The following is a 19,208-nucleotide window of genomic DNA, read 5'->3' on the forward strand; positions in this document are numbered from 1 at the left end:
TGAACGACATGCGAATCTGAAATATAAATTTGGAAATCGAAAATTCTGGGCAACCGGATATTACGTTAGTACGGTAGGGCTGAATGCGCAAACCATACAGAAATATATCCGGGAACAGGATAAGATGGATCAAATGGAAGATTCGTTATTCAGTAAAGAATACGAAGACCCTTTTAAGGGTAGCAAGTAGTCATACCACTGCGGCTTGAACAAAGTGAAAGCCAGCGTCATTTAGGCGCTGGCCTGTGTTGGGCCCTTATAGGGCTAAGCGAACCACCCCTTGAAGGGGTGGAAGCGATTCGTTGTTTTCCATTCCTATTTCTTGTATAATATATAAAACAGGTACTCGTTGTGGTATTTTTATTATGAAAGGTGGAATAGAAATTATGCCTTTTAACTTAAACTCGATTACAAAAGAAATGTTTGAAAAGGCCATGCAGTGCAAAAGCGCTGATGAATTAATCGCATTGGCAAAGGCGGGCGGTGTTGAGCTGACTAAGGAAGAAGCTGAAGCCTACATGGCGGAGCTGGCGGATGTCGAGCTGAACGAGGAAACCCTGAAAAAGGTCGCCGGCGACGTTTGCTGGGATAATTGCCCGACTGAAGGCAGCTGTGGACATCATGTCTGCGGAACAGTGGGCTGGGAAAACTTTAAAGGATGTTAAATTCAATATAATTAAAAACAGGCATTACAAAGTGTTGGTTTTAGGCGGTCAGTGCTTCTTTGTCAGAATGCCTGGCGTTAAAACCATACATTAATCAAATAACAATCCCCTCTCCCGGGAGCTGCCAGGGAGAGGGGGTTTATTTTGTTCATTTATCCTTTTTTATCTTCGTCAAACAGCATGGTCTGGATTTTCCGGTAATATTCTTTCTGTTGTTTGGTAAGTTCATCCATTGTACCCATGCGAAGATCCCATTTTACCCAGGACCAGGGTTCGCCGTAGGAAAGAGTAACCCTGACGGTAGCGGCATCCAGGGCAATCAGGTCTGTCTGGGGGAAGGGACCCCAGGTGTCGATTTTATATTCCCGTCCCATCGCTTCTATTTCGTCCAGCATCTGTGCGGAAATAACCCGGTTCTGCGTTTTTTCCGGTGAATTGTGCCAGTCTTTGAACCGGCTGTCGAACAGGGCTTCGGTTTTGCTCTTCCGGCTGACATCAATAAAGTGGTGCCCGCCGCTCATGCTGCCGGAACTGCTATAATGGCAACCGGACAGCCGGCCCAGCAGGATCTCGCCGTCATAGAGCTTCTGGCCGTTGTCTTTTGCCAGCTTTTCCATAAACTCCGCCAGTTTTTCATCGGAGATTTCTTTACGGAACGGGCTGTCTTTGCCGGCCCGGTTCAGGGTGATATGCTTCCCGTTCTTATATTCCACATAAAGAAGCCGGAGCGGTTTGAATTCCGTGGGTTCTGTTGTTGCGGAAGCAACGCTCACGCCGCCTTTCTGCAGCAGCTGGTCCAGATCGGCCAGGGCTTTTTCGTCGGCGGTAAAACTGCAGCCCCTGGGGAAGATACGTTCATCTTTTTTCGGTGCATCCATGATTGGCTTCACGCCCGTAAGTCCGGAAGAAGATGGTTGCGGGCGAAAATTTGAATTCATGGTGCGCATGGTGCAACGGATTTTTCCCCCTTCCCGCTGCATGATCAGTTCATACTGGCAATATCTGTGATAAAAAGAGATTTCGCTTTTTTGTATCTCGCTGGGAACAAACGATGCATCCGGTTTTGCTGCCGGTTTCTGTGCAGGCTTTTCTTCTGCTCCGGTACAGCCATGCAGTCCGCACAGACTGCAGCACAGCAAAAAGAGTCCGAATTTCCAGAATCGCATGATGACACCTCCCGTTTTGATCTCCGTGATTAAAAACGTGTTGAAAAGTTTAACCGCTTTTCCTGTTATGGAATGCTGTAACGTTTTTTCCTCTTGCATAAATATTGTAACAAAAAGAAATAACAAATGAAAGTAAGATTTAAACTTCTTTGCTGCCGCCAGAAGCATATACGAACTTATCTGTATTTCCGTAACGATTTTCCGATAACAGTTTGTCATATATGTTATAATAATAGAAACTGTTTTTTATTACAGGAGGGGGAATAAAATATGAAGATAAATACCGTAGCCATCCTTGGGGCAGGCGCCATTGGTTCCTATTTCATCTATGGGTTTTCCGCCGCGCCGGAGATTGACTTCTGCCTGATCGCCAAAGGGGAACGGAAAGAACGCCTGGAGAGGGACGGTCTCTGCATCAATGACAAAATTTATAAACCGAAAGTGAAAACGCCGGAGGAGGCAAGAGGTGTGGACCTGCTGCTGGTCTCCACCAAATATAACGGACTCCGTGACGCGCTGGAAGATATCCGTACGGTGGTTGGTCCTCATACCACGGTGCTGAGTCTGCTGAACGGGATCGACAGCGAGGAGATTATCGGCACGGTGATCGACCCGGCCCGGATCGCCTACAGCCTGATGCGCATCAACTCGGAACGGAAGGGCAACAGCGTCACCTTTAACGTGGAAAAGACGCCGGGCCTGTTTGTGGGAGAAAAAGATTCGCGGGAGGAAACGGAACGCCTGTTGGCCATCCGGGAACTCCTTGCCAAAACGCCGCTCCGTTACCATTTCTGTGAAGATATCATTTCGGAACAGTGGCTGAAATTCACACTGAATATCGCCTACAATCTGCCCCAGGCAGTCTTGGGCACGGGATACGCTTCCTATTTCGACAGCGGGCATGTGGGTTATATCCGGGACCGGCTGGAAGCGGAAGCCCGCAAGGTGGCGGCAGCCTACGGCATTTCCTACGGCCCGCTGGAAAACACCCGCCCCCGCTGGCTGGAAAGAGCACGCTTCTCCACGCTGCAGGATCTGGAAGCCAAACGGCACACGGAAATCGACATGTTCTGCAAGGTGCTGATGGAAAAAGCTGCGGCAAAAGGTTTGGAAGTTCCTTTTGCAGAGTACACGTACCACGCCATCAAGGCCCTGGAAGAAAAGAACGACGGGAAGTTTGACTACAACTGACAAGTCCTGCGGTTTGTGGTATAATATTTACGGTAAGAACCGCTTTACAATTTAATACAGTATCCGGAAACGGATATCAATTGACCATAGAGAGTGCGCGAGAGACAAGCTCGGTGACCGCACAGCAACCTGGCCGGAACGGTTAAGGTGCTAAAGCTTGTATGATGGGATGTTGAAATTACAGCCCATCATTCCGATGGGCTTTTCTTTTGCCTCTCTTTACGGTTAAACGAAAGGAGACAAAAGAAAATGAAATCATGGCAACGGATAGCGGCGGCGGTACAAAAATTAAAATGGTACCTGCCTGTTTATGGAAAAGCACCGGCACAGCCCCGGATTATCGTGCACGTTCCCCATAGCAGCACGAAAATCCCCAAACTGTTCCAAAAGGAATTTATACCGGAGAAAGAGAAACTCCGCAGCGAGCTTCTGTGCATGACCGACTGGTACACCGATGAATTGTTTTCCTGCCCGGACTGTCTGACCGTTGTGCATCAGTACAGCCGCCTTGTGTGCGACCCGGAACGCTTCCTTGATCCCGAAGAAGAAATCATGTGGCGGAAGGGCATGGGCATGTATTACACACGCATGTCCGACGGCGGCCGGTTAAAACGGGAGCCGCTTTCCTCCCCGGAAGGATTGCGGGCTTACGGCAGGGCGCTGCAAATCTACCGGCGTCATCACAGCCGGCTGACAGAAGCCGTGCGCCGCCAGCTGGACCAGTTTGACCGGGCATTGTTAATTGACGGGCACTCATTTTCCGAAACCGTGCTGCCTTATGAACCAAAAGAAAACTTTCATCTTGTCCGTCCTGAAATCTGTCTGGGCGCGGATCCGTATTTTACCCCGGACCCATTGCTGAACGCAGCTAAAGCGTATTTTACAAAAGCGGGGCTGGAAGTGGCAGTGAATACGCCCTTTGCTGGCGCCATCGTTCCTGAACCGTTTTATTCAAAGCGGGATAAACGGGTACGGAGCCTGATGGTCGAAGTGAACCGCAGTCTGTACATGGATGAAAAAACCGGACAGAAGAAAGAAACATTTGAAGAAGTAAAAGAAGCCGTGCAGGGATTTTTGAAACTGGCAGGCAGCGGATTCCGGCAGGAGGTTTGATATGACCGGGAAAAATCCAGTCATGAGCCAGCATATTTGCGGGTTCTCTGTTCCGGTGATACAATAGCAGTAAAAGCGAATCCGGCAGGCAGGAAACAAAAAATGAAAAAACTTTTTACGGAAATCCCCTATATTAAAACGGAAAGACTCGTTCTCAGAAAGATTGAGGAAACGGACGCAGGGGGCTTGTCAGAACTGGCGCACAGCCCGAACGTGTACCGGTATCTTCCGACATTTCTGTTTGAACAGAAGTATGAGGACGTACACGAAGTCATCCGCCGCCTGTACGATGAATGCTTTAATGAGTCCATTATCCTGGGTGTATTTATGGAAGAGGAGTTCTGCGGGCTGGCCGAGATTTACGGCTATCGGGAGAACACGCACAAGGCCAGCATCGGCTGCCGTTTTTTGGAACGTTGGTGGGGCAAAGGCATAGCGACAGAAACGGTGGGCGCCCTGGTGCGCTGCCTGACACGGGAAGCAGGTATAGAAATCATTTCGGCCAGTACCATGGTCGAAAACAAATCCATATCCCATGTAGTGGAAAAAAATGAATTTTTGCTGGTGGTTTCCGGCGTTGACGAAGACTGGGGCTATCCGCAGCCAACGCCTGCCAATAAATGGATCTGGCTGTTGTGAGTTATTGCTGCAGCAATAGTTATGTAGAAAATAACGCGTAGAGAAACGGATGCGCAGAGAAAACAAATAAGAAACAGGACACACCTCATGCAGAGGAAGCGTGTCCTGTTTTTGTTTCGGGCAGGCGGTCAGGATTTTTCAGGGTTGAGATTTTTCAGCCGGAGCGGGTCATGAAAAAGACATAAACAATATTTATAATGTTATAAAAATAATACTGATGGAATATCTTTCGTTCAGGGAACGGCAGATTATCAGCAGCTTTATAAAGGTTTGCAGAGGAGAAAAGCAATGGAACGAAGACCCATGATGAAAAAATCAATTGCAGCTTTTATTTTAGCAGTTTTTCTGAGCGTGACTCTTTCCGCTGCAGAAGCTGCTCCGGGTAAAAAAGTATATCCGAACCCTGCCCAACAGCAAAGTCAGCAGAGGAGCAGGCTGGCTGCGCAAAAACCGCGGCCCAGCGCACCGCGTCCGTCGATGCAACATGCAAAGCCTGTTCACCAACGGCAGACGATACAGCGGCCAAAATCTGTTTCGCCGCGTCAGACGATGCAGCAACCGAAACCTGTATCCCAGCGTCAGTCGGTGCAGCGACCGAGGCCTGTATCCCAGCGTCCGACGATGCAGCAGCCGAGACCGGTATCCCAGCGTCAGTCGGTGCAGCGACCGAGGCCTGTATCCCAGCGTCCGACGATGCAGCAGCCGAGACCGGTATCCCAGCGTCAGACGGTACAACAGCCGAAGCCTGTTTCCCAACGTCAAACGGTGCAACGTGCAAAACCTGTTTCTCAGCGGCAGACTATGCATCAGCCGAAGCATACAGAAGTAAGTCGCGAGAAGCAGCGTCCAAAAGCACATGACCCGAAGCCAAACATTGCAAGGCCGAAAACGCACGACCGGAAGCAAAGTGTTGCGGAACCGAAAGTACACGACCCGAAGAAAGAGGCAGCGAAGCCAAAGATCCATGAGCCGAAGCGTCATGCTCCAAGGCCAAAGATGCATGAACAGGGGCAAAATGTTTCGAAGCAGGCAACGCATAGACCGGAATACCGGAAGCACAGCAAACCGGGCCCGAGAAAAGACCTTCATCGCCCGCCTGTTCACCGGACCCACGAAAACATGCACGTATGGCGCCGCGCCCCTAAACCCCTGAAGGACCACTGGTGGAATCACAGGCCGGCCCATAGACGGGGTCGCTACAGAGGGTATTACAACGGCATATACTATACCGATGTATTATCTGCGCTGTTAGTAGCAGAGGTTATACATTCTACGTATGCTGCCGAACCGGCCAGCGTGATTTATTACGCAGAGGATTCTACACGTCCTTTTATTCCGAAAGAAGCCATCAAATATAAAGGACATCACTATCAGGTATTCTCCGATATCGGTAAAACCATGGAAGACGCGCAGCAGTTCTGCGAATCCATGGGCGGTCATCTGGCAGCGGTCGGTGACGACGAAATGAATGAGCGCATGTACCGGCTGATCAATGACAGCGGCTATGATAATGAATACTTTGAAAAATTCGGGCATTACCGCATGATTCCCAACGAACCTGTTACCTATGTGAAAGCGGACCAGGAAAGCAACGTAGAAGAAGATGAAGTCTTCTACGGCTTGTATTACTGGAACTACAAAAACCTGACGGATGACGGTACGACCGACGGAACAGGCGGGAACGCTTTTGTCTGTGAATGGGACAAATAATACAATAAGTTCAGCCGCGAAGAGCAAAAGTTCTGCGAGGTTTGCTTAGCGCTTAGCACCAAAAAACAGGTGGTTCCGGATTTTTCCGAAACCACCTGAAGAATTTTATACCCGAAAATAATTCTTTTAAACTGCTTTCATTACTTTTCCTTTTCCATGCCCCACGCGTATACGCCGTCAAGGCTGGGCAGGATATGCGGATCGAAATCCGGATCCATGCCTTCGGCGCGCTGTTTTTCATAATCGTCCAGCGCAATCTTCGCAAAGGGGAACAGACGGGAAATGGCGTACAGGTTAGTCGTAGCCAGGAACGCCATAAACAGGTCTGCCAGGTTCCACACCAGCGGCAGGGACGCGATGCTGCCGAACATAGTCATGGCGACCACCGCTGCCCGGAATATATACAGCGCGGTTTTGCTCTGGGTCAGGAAGGCCAGATTGATTTCGCCGTAATAATAATTGCCCACCAGGGAACTGAAGGCGAACATCATGATCATGATGCCGATAAAGACGATGGCCCAGCTGCCTACTTCCGCTGCCAGGCAGTTCTGGATCAGTTCGATGCCGGTGACCTTGCCGCCGATTTCATACACACCGGACAGGAGTACCAGGGCGGCGGAGGCAGAACAGATCAGCAGCGTGTCCACATAAACACCGAAAGCCTGGATCAGGCCTTGCTTGACCGGATGGGTTACATAGGCGGTGGCCGCTGCGTTGGGCACGGAACCTTCACCGGCTTCGTTGGAGAACAGGCCCCGCTTGATGCCGTTCATGACACAGGCCCCGAAACCGCCGGCTACCGCTGCCTGTGGCGCAAAGGCGTTGCTTACGATTAAAGCGAACACAGAGGGGAGCTGTCCGAAATTCATAATGACGACGATCAGCGCAATCAGAAGATACGCGCCGGCCATGACCGGCACCAGCATTTCCGCCACCCTGGCCACGAAGTGGGCGCCGCCGCAGATTACGAGGGCGATCAGGATGGAAACGACGACGCCGACGATTGTGCGGTCCCAGCCAAAAGCGCTGTGCAGGGAAAGGGTGATGGTGTTGGCCTGCAGGGAATTATAGACCAGCGCGAAGGTTGTCATTAACAATAGTGAAAACAGTTTTGCCAGATTGGGCATGTGCAGCACGTTCTGAATGTAGTACGCGGGCCCCCCGTGAAAGGTCCATTTTCCTCTGGGGATTTTATAAATCTGGGCCAGGGTGCTTTCCACAAAACCGGTGGCGCTGCCTACAATGGCAACCATCCACATCCAGAAGATGGCGCCCGGCCCGCCCAGCACGATGGCAATGGCCACGCCGGCGATGTTGCCGACACCTACGCGGCTGGCCGTACTGACGCAGAAAGCCTGGAACGAGGAAATCTGGTTCCCCATCCGTCTTGTCCCGACACCTTCCGCCAATAAGCGGACCATATCAACTAAAAGCCGTATCTGGATAAAACCGGTACGGAACGTGAAATACAGTCCCAGTCCGATCAGCAGGACGATCAGGATGTAGGACCAGAGGATCGTGTTGACCTGATTGATGACAGCGTTTAACGTTTCCATAATGTAACTCCTGTCTTTAAGGAACCGCTGATTAATTTGTCTGCGCATTTGTGAATTGCTTCATTAATACTTCCTGAAAAACGCTCAAACTCATTGAATCAGCGTTTGCTTATTTAATTTTTCTCCGATAGTCACGAATCTGATAAAATTATATCACGGATAAAGGTTTAAATACAGAAAAGACCGAACTTTATTTATTTTGAAAGGCAATTTTGAAAACAATGTATATTATGAACGGTTTTTGTGTTAAAATAAGTAAATAAAATAAGTAAGTAAAACAAAGTCATCAAAAAGAAGTAAGCGAAAAGAAGTATATGAAAAAATAAATATAACGCAGGAATTAATTTGATATAAATAAAGATTCTTTCTTCAGGAGGAAAATATGCAGGAGAATCAGGCTGAACACAGCCATAAATTCAGTTTTGGGATGTTCCTTGTGGCGCTGGGCATAGTGTACGGCGACATTGGCACATCCCCGATGTATGTAATGAAATCCATCGTCGAAGGCAACGGCGGAATAGCCAATGTGGATACGGAGTTTATTGTGGGCTCCCTTTCGCTGGTCATCTGGACCATCACGCTGCTGACGACGATCAAGCATGTGCTGATCGCGTTGCGGGCCGACAACCACGGTGAAGGCGGCATTTTTGCGCTTTACAGCCTGATCCGTGACTGCGGGAAATGGCTGATCATCCCCACCATGATCGGCGGCTGTACCATGCTGGCCGACGGTGTCCTTACCCCCGCGGTAACCGTCACGACGGCCGTGGAAGGCCTGCGCAGTATCGAAGTCGTGAACAGTATGCTCGGAAGCGGGCAGCACCTTGTGGTAGTGATCACGCTGGCGATCATCAGCGCTTTGTTTATGATCCAGCGAAGCGGGACCAGTTCCATTGGCAAAATGTTCGGGCCGGTCATGATGCTGTGGTTTTTGTTTCTGGGACTGACGGGGGTTTGGCTGACCCTTGGCGATCTTACGATTTTGCGGGCCCTGAATCCCTATTATGCCATAGATGTTCTGATCAGCCCCAACAACAAAGCCGGATTCCTGATCCTGGGAAGCGTATTCCTGTGTACCACCGGCGCGGAGGCCCTGTATACGGATATGGGGCATGTGGGCCGGAACAACATCTTCTTCAGCTGGCCTTTTGTTAAAATCTGCCTGATCCTGAACTACATGGGGCAGTGCGTCTGGATTATCCAGAACCAGAACAATCCTGTCATCCAGGCCATCAAAGATCTCAATCCGTTTTACGTGATGCTTCCGGAAGCGCTGCGCCCGGTGGCGATCCTGCTGAGCGCGCTGGCGGCGATTATTGCCAGCCAGGCCCTGATCAGCGGCAGCTATACGCTGGTGCATGAAGCTGCAAATCTTGACCTCATGCCCCATTTAAACGTGCGGTATCCGTCAGACACGAAAGGTCAGATCTACATTCCGTTTGTCAACAATATCCTGTGGCTGTTCTGCGTGCTGGTGGTCCTTTACTTCCGCAGCGGGTCCCGGATGGAAAACGCCTACGGTCTTGCCATCACGATCAGTATGCTGATGATGACGGTCATGTTCTGCGTTTATATCGGCGTGCTGCACAAACACCCGGTGGCAGCGGTGTTGTTCGGCGTTATTTTCTTTGCCCTTGAAGGCGTGTTCTTCATCTCAAGTCTGGGAAAATTTGTGGTGGGCGGCTATGTAGCCATCATCATTTCCCTGGCGGTTCTCTTTATCATGCTCGCCTGGTACCGGGGAACGCAGGTTGAGCAGGCCCAGAACACGTTCCTGAATATGCGGGAACATCTGTCGGCAATTAAAGACCTGCAGGACGATGAATCCATTCCGATGTGCAGTCACAATGTGGTTTATCTGGTCAAGGGGGAAGATCCGGAAAAAATCGACCGGGATATCCTGTATTCAATCCTGGATAAAGACCCGAAGCGGGCCAATGCCTACTGGTTTATCAGTGTCAATACCACCAACGAGCCGTACCAGAAGCAGTATGAAGTGGAAACCTTCGGAACGGATTATATCTTCCGAATTAACCTCCATCTCGGCTATAAGGTACGGCCCAGCGTCAACATCTATCTGAGGCAGGTCGTGAGCGATCTGCTGGCGTCGGGCGAATTGCCGAAACAGCACCGGCAGCATTCCATCTACGGACCTTCGGATGTAGGATCCTTCAAGTTCTGCCTGATCCGGAAAATGATGCCCCAGGAAGGGGATATTGACGAAGTGGATAACCTGCTGATCCGTTCGAAATACGCGATCCGCCGCATCGTAGGAAATCCGTTCCAGTGGTTCGGGCTGGAAACCTCCAACATCCTCATCGAATACGTGCCCCTGTTCCTGGCGCGGCGGCTGAAAGACGACCGGCTGGAACGGGTCTGAAACTTTCATTTCCCCACAGAACCCGGTTGCGCAGAAAAAGAACGGTAACTCACATGTAAACTCATACAGCGCGGTTTGCAACTACATGCAGACCGCGCTGTTTTTTCGTGCCAATTGAAAGAGTTAGAAAAAGTCGCATCCGGCGAAAAAAAGCCCACATAAAAACAGCAAAAAAACGGCCGATAATAACATAAAGAGCAAAAATTAAAATCAAAAGTCGTTGTCGCCTGGGAAGCGACCACGAATTCGGTGCGTTGTGGTATAATATTATCAGAAAAGGTGAACAGACCGGATCACCTTCCGGGGGTCAGTTCAACATAGAAATAAAAATCCCTGGATTTGAGTATTTAATCACAGATGCAGAAATGCATTTTAGTTAAAGCGCGTAAATTTATATAAACGTCCAATCAACATTGCAGTTGATTCAGGTAAGTGTTCAGTAGTTGGGAAACGGAGTAACGTATGGCATTATAAAAGAGCAATCAGGATTGCATTTTCTTTCTTTAATATTGGTTCCGGAAACGGAAAGCAATTGACCATAGAGAGTGCGCGAGAGACAAGCTCTTTGACCGCACAGCAACCTGGCCGTACTACGGTTAAGGTGCTAAAGCTTGTATGATGGGAGATTGAGAGTCCAGCCCATCATTCCGATGGGCCTTTGTATTTACAAAAGCCCGTCATTATGATGGGCTTTCTTTTGTCCCCCAAATATTGAAAGGAGTGATTTGACCATGGAAGAAACTTTCACACAGATGCTGCTTCGCTTTATGGAGGAACGGAAGATTACCCGGGCCGGGCTGTATAAAGATGCTGACATAGACCGCAAACTGATTTACAAAATTCTGAAACAAAAGGACTACCAGCCAAAGAAAGGGACTGCGGTACGGCTTGCGCTGGGACTGCGGCTTTCCCCGGAAGAAACGAAAGCATTGCTGGAGGCCGCGGGCTTCGCTTTGTCCCGCAGCATCCGGAAAGACTGTGTGATTTCCGATTGCATCGCCCGGAACAGAAGGACGGTATGGGAGGTGAACCGTGTACTGAGAGCCTATGGGCTGGGGGATATATAGAACAGTAAGGGAACGCGTCTGAACAGTGTCTCCCTGCTGTAAGATTCTTTGTCGCCCGGGAGGCGACCACTGTTTTCAGGTATGCAGTACAATGAATTTGAAAGGCGGGAACGGTTGCCGCAAGGAGGTAGGGTGGAATGCAACAGGATGTATTACAGACAGACATGACAGACAAAACAGAAGCAGCAAGGCGTTTTCTGGAAGAAGCGCTGGCGGATTTCAGAAAAGGCAGGCTGCAGGAAGCGGCAGAAAAGATGACAGTTTCGGGCACGCTCGTGCGGGAGATGATCGGTTTCATTAAATGGGAAGAATTGAACCGCCCGGTTCAGATTACGGCCGACGCAACATTCCGGCACCGACCCGAACGTCATGTAATGTGGTATGAGCTGAAAGAGAAATATCTGCCGGAACGGGAACACAGGAACCACTCGCTGAACACGGAAAAGACTGCCGGCGCATTGCCGGAAAAGATTCCGGAAAGAGAAACGCAGCAGGAAGATCTGTTGTCGCAGGTTTGTATCGAGGAGCTGGGACTTTCGTTGCGTGCCGAAAACTGCCTGCACCGCGTCGGAATCGAAACCGTCGGGCAGCTGACGGCAAAAACGGCAGGCGAACTGAGCATGATCCGGAACTTCGGGCAGAAATGTCTGGCGGAAGTCAGGGAAAAGCTGGCAGAGAAAAACCTGACGCTGCGTGAAGAAGAAAACAAAGAGAAGACTTGAAACTTGAAGATACCGGAAGGAAGCGGTACGAACAGAAAAAACGGTTACAGAAGCGTACAGTAAAAACAATAATTTAATTAAGGAGAGAAAGTTATGAAATTTAAGAACCTGATCAACAAATCGAAAGAGACCCGCAGAAAGTATGAGTATTATCTCAGTCTGGGCTATTCCGAGCATGCGGCCAAAGTACTGAGCGTAGTAACCTATGGTGATGAGAAGCTTGTATTTCTCGTTAAACAGCTTGGCAGGAAGAATGTGGTGGAGGAGCTGTATGCCTGGCTCCACGAGAGAAAAGAAGAAACCCCGGAAAAAGCAATAGAAGTGTTTTACGAGGAGAAGCACCCCCGCCCTGCATACGAAGAGGAGCGGAGGCTCGGATGTTCATGCGCCGGTATACGTATGCCGGGCAGCGCTCCCAGGGGCGGTGCTTCCGGAAGATTTGCGGCGAAGAAAGCAGCCCCTCCGATCGAGGTTGAGGAAAACGTAGTGATGTGCTGTGAAGCGTGTGAGGAAATTCCTTCCTGGATGGCCGATGAGGCTGACTCCGAACTCATGGAAGATTTATCCACGGATTCGTACGAACCCATTGAAGAAAAAGACGCGAAGAACGTCTTTACGGCGCCCACTTCCACGTTCCGTATGACCACCAGTAACGCATCCATGGGCATCGTCTTTAATCAGATCCGGTCTGAACGCCGTGTCAACATGGATCAGGTCCGCATTGAGGAAGTCCTCAACTATTTCGATTATGAAGCAAAAATTCCGACGGACGCAAAGTTCGCGATCACCACGGAACTGATGGAAAAGAAGGGGAACAAAAAGATCCTCTTCATTGACGCCCAGGCCGCCCATGAGAAAAAGGAACACCAGGACATCATTCTGCTCCTGGATACGTCGGGCAGTATGTGTTCGAATGATGAAGTTACACAGGAAGCCATCGCGACAATCTTCAGCAAGCTCAGGGCAGGCGACCGCGTCAGCCTGGTTACCTACAGCTCAAAAGACCATACGTACTTTAAGGGCTTCGAGATTAAAGATGAACAGTCCAAAGAGGAACTGATGGGCATCATTCTCGGCATTGAGATTGAGGGTTGCACCTGGGGCTCTGCCGGAATTAACACGGCGTATGCCATCGGGGAGAAGTTTTACAACCCTGACTGGAACAACCAGGTGATCCTGATCACCGACGGCGACCTGAATTTCGGCATTACGGACAAGCACGGGCTGAAGGGGCTGATCGAAGAAAAGAAAAAGAGCAACCTGTTCCTGTCGGTCATCGGCACGGGCCTTTACAACTACAAGGACGACAATCTGGAAGTCCTCGCGAAACACGGCAACGGTACCTACTGCGTGGTGAACAATCTGGACGATGTGGACGAATCCGTCAACCGGCGTTTCATCGCCCTCACCAATATTGTGGCGAAGGATGTCAAGGCGCAGGTTGAGTTTAACCCGCGGTTCGTAAAATCCTACCGGCTTCTCGGCTATGAAAACCGCCAGCTGAACCACGAGGATTTTAAAAATGACGCCGTAATCTCCGAACCCTACGGCAGCGGCGGGCATGGCATCGCCCTTTATGAGCTGGAGATGAACGAAGGGGAAGACCCGGCAGTTACTACGGATCTGAAATACCAGAAACCCGTGCTGACGGATTCTGACGAACTGGGTTCCGTGTCCATCCGTTACAAAGAGCCGCTGAGTGATAAAAGTTCCGAAATCGGGACGGCAGTTTACAATAAAAACCGCAGCACGCAGAATGTGCAGCTGGCCTATTTGCTCTATTGCCTTTCCGAAAAACTCCGGGGTTCGGATAAACTGGACGAGTATGACGAGAAGTTCCTTGACGTTATGATCACCAGTGAGTTCTACAAGAATTTCTCCGGCCCCAACAGAGAGAAACTGGAAATGCTTCTGGATGCATACAAACACAACGCGGAACGGGAAAAAGCGGACGAAGACCTGTGATAATAACCGGAAAACGTTGCAATCGTGAAGCCGCAATTTGCGGCTTCACAAAAAGAGTATTTATATAATTTAAATGAAAACAAAGGAAGAAAAAGCAAATAATAAACAATAAAACAAATAAAAAATATAAATTATAAAATAAATGCTTGACAAAATAAAAAACAATTGCTATAATCACCATAGTGAGATTCATAAAGGCACGAACAGCAATATTCCATATACATTTGGAATGTCACGGCAACGTGTCTGCGGACCGGCCCTGATACCTTGGACGGTGCCTTGTGGAATGTCACTGTATGTAAAGGCGCTAACAGCAATCATTGCCTATATCTGGCCCTGTTTTCAGAGGAATCGGTTCGGCGTTCTCCGGAGCGCTTGCAAATACGCGCCTTGTAAAAAGTGCGGGCGGGTTTCCTCCCGCACTTTTCTTTCTCCGGAACCTTTGGGGAAACGTATTTAATCCGTGTTTCCTTTAGCTATGATGTTGAATAAAATCCTTGCTCTCCAAGGAATAAACGTTTGATGTAATCAGGAGGTAAATCATGGACTTCGTTCATGCCATCGAAGATGCTGCCAATAAAACCCATACCGAAAACGGAGCCGTGACCCTGGAAACGACGGGGGACTGCTGTCTGGATCTCTTCGCCACCGTCGGCGCCCTGCGCCATGTGTCCGAAGAGGAAATCTGCCTGCGCTTCCAGCGTGCCTGGGCGGAAAACCGGGATATCGCCATGAAGATCCTCTTCTTCGCCCGCGATGTGCGGGGCGGGCTGGGCGAACGCCGCGCCTTCCGGGTTATCACCCGCTGGCTGGCGGACTACGCCCATACCTCCGTTGTCAAAAACATCGGCAACATCCCGGAATACGGCCGCTACGACGACCTGCTGAGCCTGCTGTCCACCTCCTGCGAAGCCGATGTGCTGCGCTTCATCTCGGCACAGTGGAAGAAAGACATGGAAGCGCTGCAGACCGGGGAACCTGTGTCCCTGCTGGGCAAATGGCTGCCCTCTGTCAATGCGTCCGGCGCAAAAACCGTCGCGCTGGCAAAAAAGGTGGCAAAAGCACTGAAACTCCGCCCTGCGGAATACCGCAAGGCGTTGACCGCGCTGCGCGAACGCATCCACATCCTGGAAAACAATCTGCGGGTCAGAGACTACAGCTTCGACTACGCAAAACTTCCCTCAAAGGCCATGTACAAATACCGCGCGGCTTTCCAGCGGAACGATGAAGCGCGGTATCAGGAGTTCCTGGGCAACGTGGAAAAAGGCGAGGCGCAGATGCATACGGACAGCCTGACTCCGTACGACATCGTTGCGTCCGTGCTTGACAATTCCTCCCGCTGGAAACCGGACGTCAAGGCAGCGAATAAAAAAGAACGCAAAGCGTTGGACGTAACGTGGAAGGCGCTGCCGGATTACACCTGCGGGGAAAACGCGCTGGTAGTGGTGGACGGTTCCGGTTCCATGTACGGTTACGGCAACCCCGTGCCCGCAGCCGTGGCCCTGTCCCTGGGCATCTACTACGCGGAACGCAACCGGGGCCAGTTCCGCAACCACTTCATCACGTTCTCCGAACATCCGCGGCTGGTTCAGATCAAAGGGGAAGACATCGTTGACAAAGTCATGTTCTGCGAAAGCTACAACGAATGTGCCAATACGGACATCGAAGCAGTCTTCCGTCTGATTCTTACCGCAGCAAAAATACACCAGATGCCGCAGGAGGAGATGCCCTCCCGCATCTACATCGTCTCCGATATGGAGTTCGATTGCTGTGCGGAAAACGCAAGCCTGACGAACTTCCAGAACATGGAGCAGATGTACCGGAAGGCCGGATACAAGCTGCCGGAAGTGGTGTTCTGGAACGTAGCCAGCCGCCATCAGCAGCAGCCGGTGAAGAAAAACCAGCAGGGCGTGGCCCTGGTCAGCGGCTGCACCCCGCGTCTCTTCGAGATGCTGGCAGGGGGCAACCTTTCTCCCTACGCCTGCATGATGGACATCCTGAACCGGGACCGGTACAAGGACATCGTAGCGTAAAAGAAACATCGTGGCATAAAAATCAGCGGCAGCCGGAAATAACCAAAATCCGGGTGTCGCTTTTTTGCAAAATCTACTATAATAATATTGGAAATATAAACTCATAAACCGGCTTGCAAAAATAAAGGAGGAACACACCATGTTAGGCGCGATTATCGGCGATATGTCCGGCTCCCGGTTTGAATGGGACAATATAAAAACAAAAAACTTCGAACTGCTCAACGAAGAATGCTTCCCGACAGACGACAGTATCATGACGGTGGCGATTGCCAAAACAATCCTTGAATGCAACGGGGATTATGCAGCGATAGAAGAAAAAGCCATAAAGAATATGCAAATGTTAGGGCGTCTGTATCCGATGGCCGGATATGGGGCGAGGTTTTACGATTGGCTTTTTGAAGATAATCCGAAACCCTATCACAGCTTCGGCAATGGCGCGGCCATGCGGGTAAGCCCCTGCGGTTTTGCGGCCGGAACGATGGAAGAGGCCATCGCTTTGGCTAAGGCGGTCACCAAAGTCACTCACAACCACCGTGAAGGAATGAAAGCGGCCGAAGCGGTGACGGTGGCGATTTTTATGGCGAGAAGCGGCAAAAAGATCGCCGAAATCAGGGAGCATATCGAGAAAAAATATTATAAAATTAATTTTACATTAGACCAGATCCGTCCCGCCTATACGTTTGACGTGACCTGTCAGGGCAGCGTGCCCCAGGCCTTCGAAGCTTTTTTCGAATCCACCGGTTTTGAAGACGCTATCCGTAACGCCGTTTCCATCGGCGGGGACAGCGATACCATAGCGGCCATTACAGGCAGCATGGCCGAAGCGTATTACGGCATACCGTCCGCTATCCTGGAACGGGCGCTGGCGTTGTTGGACGATAATCTACTTATAATAGCGGAAAAATTTGAAAAGAAATTCGGGCAGAAGAAAGAGATATAAATTGGAGACATAATTAATAACATGCTATAAGTAGAAAACCTGTTTTGCAACTCTAACCGAATCCTTTCAGCGGAGGGGTACAATGTCAGCGTTAAAGAAAAAAGATCTGTTTGTTAAGGAACTGAAGATAGACTGGGACGCCATAGCCCCCGGCAGTTATCTGCGCAACATAAAAACCATCGCCAACATAAACCGCCTGGCGTTTCATTCCCCCATTACCTTCTTCGTGGGGGAAAACGGCACCGGCAAGTCAACGTTACTGGAAGCGATGGCCGTGGCGTACGGCTTCAACCCGGAGGGAGGCACAGTCAATTACAGCTTTTCCACCTACGATTCCCACAGCGAGTTATGGGATGCGGTCACCCTGTCCAAAAGTTTTAAGAAAGTTCACTGCGGTTACTTTCTCCGGGCGGAGAGTTTTTACAATGTGGCGACAAAAGAAGACGAGTACGGAAAAATGCCGGGCGGCATTCCCCTAAACCTGCATAAAAAATCCCACGGCGAAAGCTTTCTTACTATTATAAACGAATATTTTAAAGCGGACGGCCTCTTCTTCCTCGATGAACCGGAAGCGGCCTTGTCGCCCCAGCGCCAGATGACCCTGCTCCTGAAAATCGCGGAAAGCGCCCGGGATAATTCTCAGTTTTTTATCGTATCCCATTCGCCTGTATTGCTGACGCTGCCCGGTGCGGAAATTTTAAGCTTTGATAACGGTGTCCTGCACAAAATAGAATATGAAGAAACGGAGAGTTACCGCATATCGGAGATGTTTATCAATCACAGGGAACAGGTATTGAAACGGTTGCTGGAGTCGTAAGGCAGGGCCAAAATTATGCTTTATAATAAGTAGAGAATAATAATGAAGCATGGCGAAATGAAGTACAGTAAAGCTGACAATTCCATATTTAATTTCACAGCTGTAGAATTTATTTTCTGCGGCTGTTTTGTTATAATTAAGAAAAGGATGCAGGGTCCTTTTGCCCTAAAACTGCAGAAAAGTAATCAAAATCAGGAGGTAATTATGAAACGGTCGAAAATTTTAATGGTGTTGCTGGTGGGGATCATGCTTTTGGCGACGACTGCGACAGCGTTTGCAGCAACGATAGAGGAACAACGGCAGGAAACCCGTCACAAGGTTGCGGAAACCTTAAACAAACTGTACGAACGGAAACCCTCTGCCCGGACGGCGTTGAAAAATGCGGAAGGCTATGCCGTGTTTGCCAGTTCCGGCATAAAACTGGGGATCCTGGGTGCTTCCCACGGACGCGGACTCGCGCACAACAATAAAACCGGGGAAGAAATCTTCATGCGGATGAAAGAGTATCAGGCCGGCTTAGGGCTCGGGGCCAAAGAATACGCCCTGATCTTTGCCTTTATTGACAAAACAGCATGGGATACGTTTACCTCTTCTGACTGGTCTTTTGGCGGACAGGCGGATGTAACAGCGGATGACGGTGTCAACGGCGGTTCCTTTGAGGGCGCGGTCCAGGCGGCGCCCGGCATCTTCGTCTATCAGATGACAACAAAAGGACTGGCAGTAGAACTTTCCCTGAAGGGGACAAACTATTACAGAGATAAGAAGCTGAATTCCGTAAAAGTTGAGGAGAAAGGAAATCCCGGACGAAAATAACGAAAGGTTTTTGCCGGGGAAAAACGCAACGGTTTCAACTGAATTTAAGAATGAAAGCACAGCGCGGTTTGCAAAAGGATTGCAGGCCGCGCTGATTCTGTTATGGCTTTAGCTTGGGAGCCGAATCCCTCAAGGGGATTTGGCTCAAAAACCACCTGCTACGCAGGTGGGATTAATGCTTAAGCAAAAGGGCAACATCCTTCTTGTATAATGATAGTGTTCAAGCCGTCACTAAAACAAGAAAGGATGTTGCCCTATGGCAAATAGTTTAGCACATACCAAGTGGGTATGCAAATATCACATTGTATTTACACCAAAATACAGAAGAAAAATCATTTATAACCAATTGCGTTTGGATATCAGAACGATTCTTAAAGATTTGTGCAAATGGAAAGGTGTAGAAATCATCGAAGGAAATTGTATGCCAGATC

17 protein-coding genes and 2 riboswitches are annotated in these 19,208 nt (G+C 49.8%); of the genes, 15 read left to right on the top strand and 2 right to left on the bottom strand.

The features are described from left to right. The coding region (locus BM159_RS11200) for a transposase (protein ID WP_177206037.1) at positions 1 to 190 on the top strand (190 nt) is incomplete at its 5' end. 196 nt (positions 191 to 386) lie between these two features. Further along, a complete protein-coding gene (locus BM159_RS11205; protein ID WP_093914306.1) occupies positions 387 to 665 on the top strand; it encodes a hypothetical protein in 279 nt (92 codons plus the stop codon). A gap of 152 nt (positions 666 to 817) precedes the next feature. Here the strand turns inward: BM159_RS11205 and BM159_RS11210 are convergent, their stop codons facing one another. After that, positions 818 to 1,831: a hypothetical protein gene (locus BM159_RS11210; RefSeq protein ID WP_143089444.1), complete on the bottom strand. Its 1,014-nt coding sequence runs from the start codon at positions 1,829 to 1,831 to the stop codon at positions 818 to 820. A 270-nt stretch (positions 1,832 to 2,101) separates the two neighbouring features. Here BM159_RS11210 and BM159_RS11215 point away from each other — a divergent pair, with 270 nt between their 5' ends. From BM159_RS11215 to BM159_RS11875, 4 genes are all read left to right on the top strand, one after another. Next, positions 2,102 to 3,022 carry a ketopantoate reductase family protein gene (locus BM159_RS11215; protein WP_093914308.1) on the top strand — a complete coding sequence of 307 codons (921 nt, stop codon included), beginning with the start codon at positions 2,102 to 2,104 and terminating at the stop codon, positions 3,020 to 3,022. Between the two features lie 81 nt (positions 3,023 to 3,103). Further along, a riboswitch (SAM riboswitch) is annotated at positions 3,104 to 3,190 on the top strand. Between the two features lie 81 nt (positions 3,191 to 3,271). Then, entirely contained in the window at positions 3,272 to 4,135 is an 864-nt protein-coding gene (locus BM159_RS11220; protein ID WP_093914309.1) for an N-formylglutamate amidohydrolase, read from the top strand. A 102-nt stretch (positions 4,136 to 4,237) separates the two neighbouring features. Beyond that, the gene (locus BM159_RS11225; RefSeq protein WP_093914310.1) at positions 4,238 to 4,774 is read left to right on the top strand and encodes a GNAT family N-acetyltransferase; all 537 of its coding nucleotides are present in this window, start codon (positions 4,238 to 4,240) and stop codon (positions 4,772 to 4,774) included. A gap of 288 nt (positions 4,775 to 5,062) precedes the next feature. After that, positions 5,063 to 6,484: a C-type lectin domain-containing protein gene (locus tag BM159_RS11875; RefSeq protein ID WP_143089445.1), complete on the top strand. Its 1,422-nt coding sequence runs from the start codon at positions 5,063 to 5,065 to the stop codon at positions 6,482 to 6,484. Between the two features lie 140 nt (positions 6,485 to 6,624). On the opposite strand, the gene BM159_RS11240 is transcribed toward BM159_RS11875, so the two are convergent. Beyond that, on the bottom strand, positions 6,625 to 8,040 hold the full coding sequence (locus BM159_RS11240; RefSeq protein WP_093914313.1) for an alanine/glycine:cation symporter family protein: 1,416 nt from the start codon (positions 8,038 to 8,040) through the stop codon (positions 6,625 to 6,627). A gap of 382 nt (positions 8,041 to 8,422) precedes the next feature. Here BM159_RS11240 and BM159_RS11245 point away from each other — a divergent pair, with 382 nt between their 5' ends. The 9 genes from BM159_RS11245 to tnpA form a co-directional block, all read left to right on the top strand. After that, positions 8,423 to 10,420 carry a KUP/HAK/KT family potassium transporter gene (locus BM159_RS11245; protein ID WP_093914314.1) on the top strand — a complete coding sequence of 666 codons (1,998 nt, stop codon included), beginning with the start codon at positions 8,423 to 8,425 and terminating at the stop codon, positions 10,418 to 10,420. Positions 10,421 to 10,953: 533 nt separating this feature from the next. Continuing rightward, positions 10,954 to 11,045, top strand: a riboswitch (SAM riboswitch). A 106-nt stretch (positions 11,046 to 11,151) separates the two neighbouring features. Next, the gene (locus BM159_RS11250) at positions 11,152 to 11,487 is read left to right on the top strand and encodes a helix-turn-helix domain-containing protein (protein ID WP_093914315.1); all 336 of its coding nucleotides are present in this window, start codon (positions 11,152 to 11,154) and stop codon (positions 11,485 to 11,487) included. Between the two features lie 137 nt (positions 11,488 to 11,624). Beyond that, positions 11,625 to 12,209 (top strand): DNA-directed RNA polymerase subunit alpha C-terminal domain-containing protein, encoded by a 585-nt coding sequence (locus BM159_RS11255; protein ID WP_093914316.1) that lies wholly within the window; start codon positions 11,625 to 11,627, stop codon positions 12,207 to 12,209. Positions 12,210 to 12,302: 93 nt separating this feature from the next. Further along, positions 12,303 to 14,174 carry a vWA domain-containing protein gene (locus BM159_RS11260; RefSeq protein WP_093914317.1) on the top strand — a complete coding sequence of 624 codons (1,872 nt, stop codon included), beginning with the start codon at positions 12,303 to 12,305 and terminating at the stop codon, positions 14,172 to 14,174. 542 nt (positions 14,175 to 14,716) lie between these two features. Then, entirely contained in the window at positions 14,717 to 16,207 is a 1,491-nt protein-coding gene (locus BM159_RS11265; RefSeq protein ID WP_093914318.1) for a DUF2828 family protein, read from the top strand. A 139-nt stretch (positions 16,208 to 16,346) separates the two neighbouring features. Then, positions 16,347 to 17,147 (top strand): ADP-ribosylglycohydrolase family protein, encoded by an 801-nt coding sequence (locus tag BM159_RS11270; protein WP_093914319.1) that lies wholly within the window; start codon positions 16,347 to 16,349, stop codon positions 17,145 to 17,147. Positions 17,148 to 17,229: 82 nt separating this feature from the next. Continuing rightward, a complete protein-coding gene (locus BM159_RS11275) occupies positions 17,230 to 17,964 on the top strand; it encodes an AAA family ATPase (RefSeq protein WP_093914320.1) in 735 nt (244 codons plus the stop codon). Between the two features lie 204 nt (positions 17,965 to 18,168). Further along, positions 18,169 to 18,777 (top strand): lipid-binding SYLF domain-containing protein, encoded by a 609-nt coding sequence (locus tag BM159_RS11280; RefSeq protein WP_218149586.1) that lies wholly within the window; start codon positions 18,169 to 18,171, stop codon positions 18,775 to 18,777. A 256-nt stretch (positions 18,778 to 19,033) separates the two neighbouring features. Then, a partial coding sequence (gene tnpA / locus BM159_RS11285) for an IS200/IS605 family transposase (protein WP_143089437.1) occupies positions 19,034 to 19,208 on the top strand: 175 nt, incomplete at its 3' end.

The sequence above is a fragment of the Succiniclasticum ruminis DSM 9236 genome (assembly GCF_900112895.1).
Taxonomy (GTDB): Bacteria; Bacillota; Negativicutes; order Acidaminococcales; family Acidaminococcaceae; genus Succiniclasticum; species Succiniclasticum ruminis.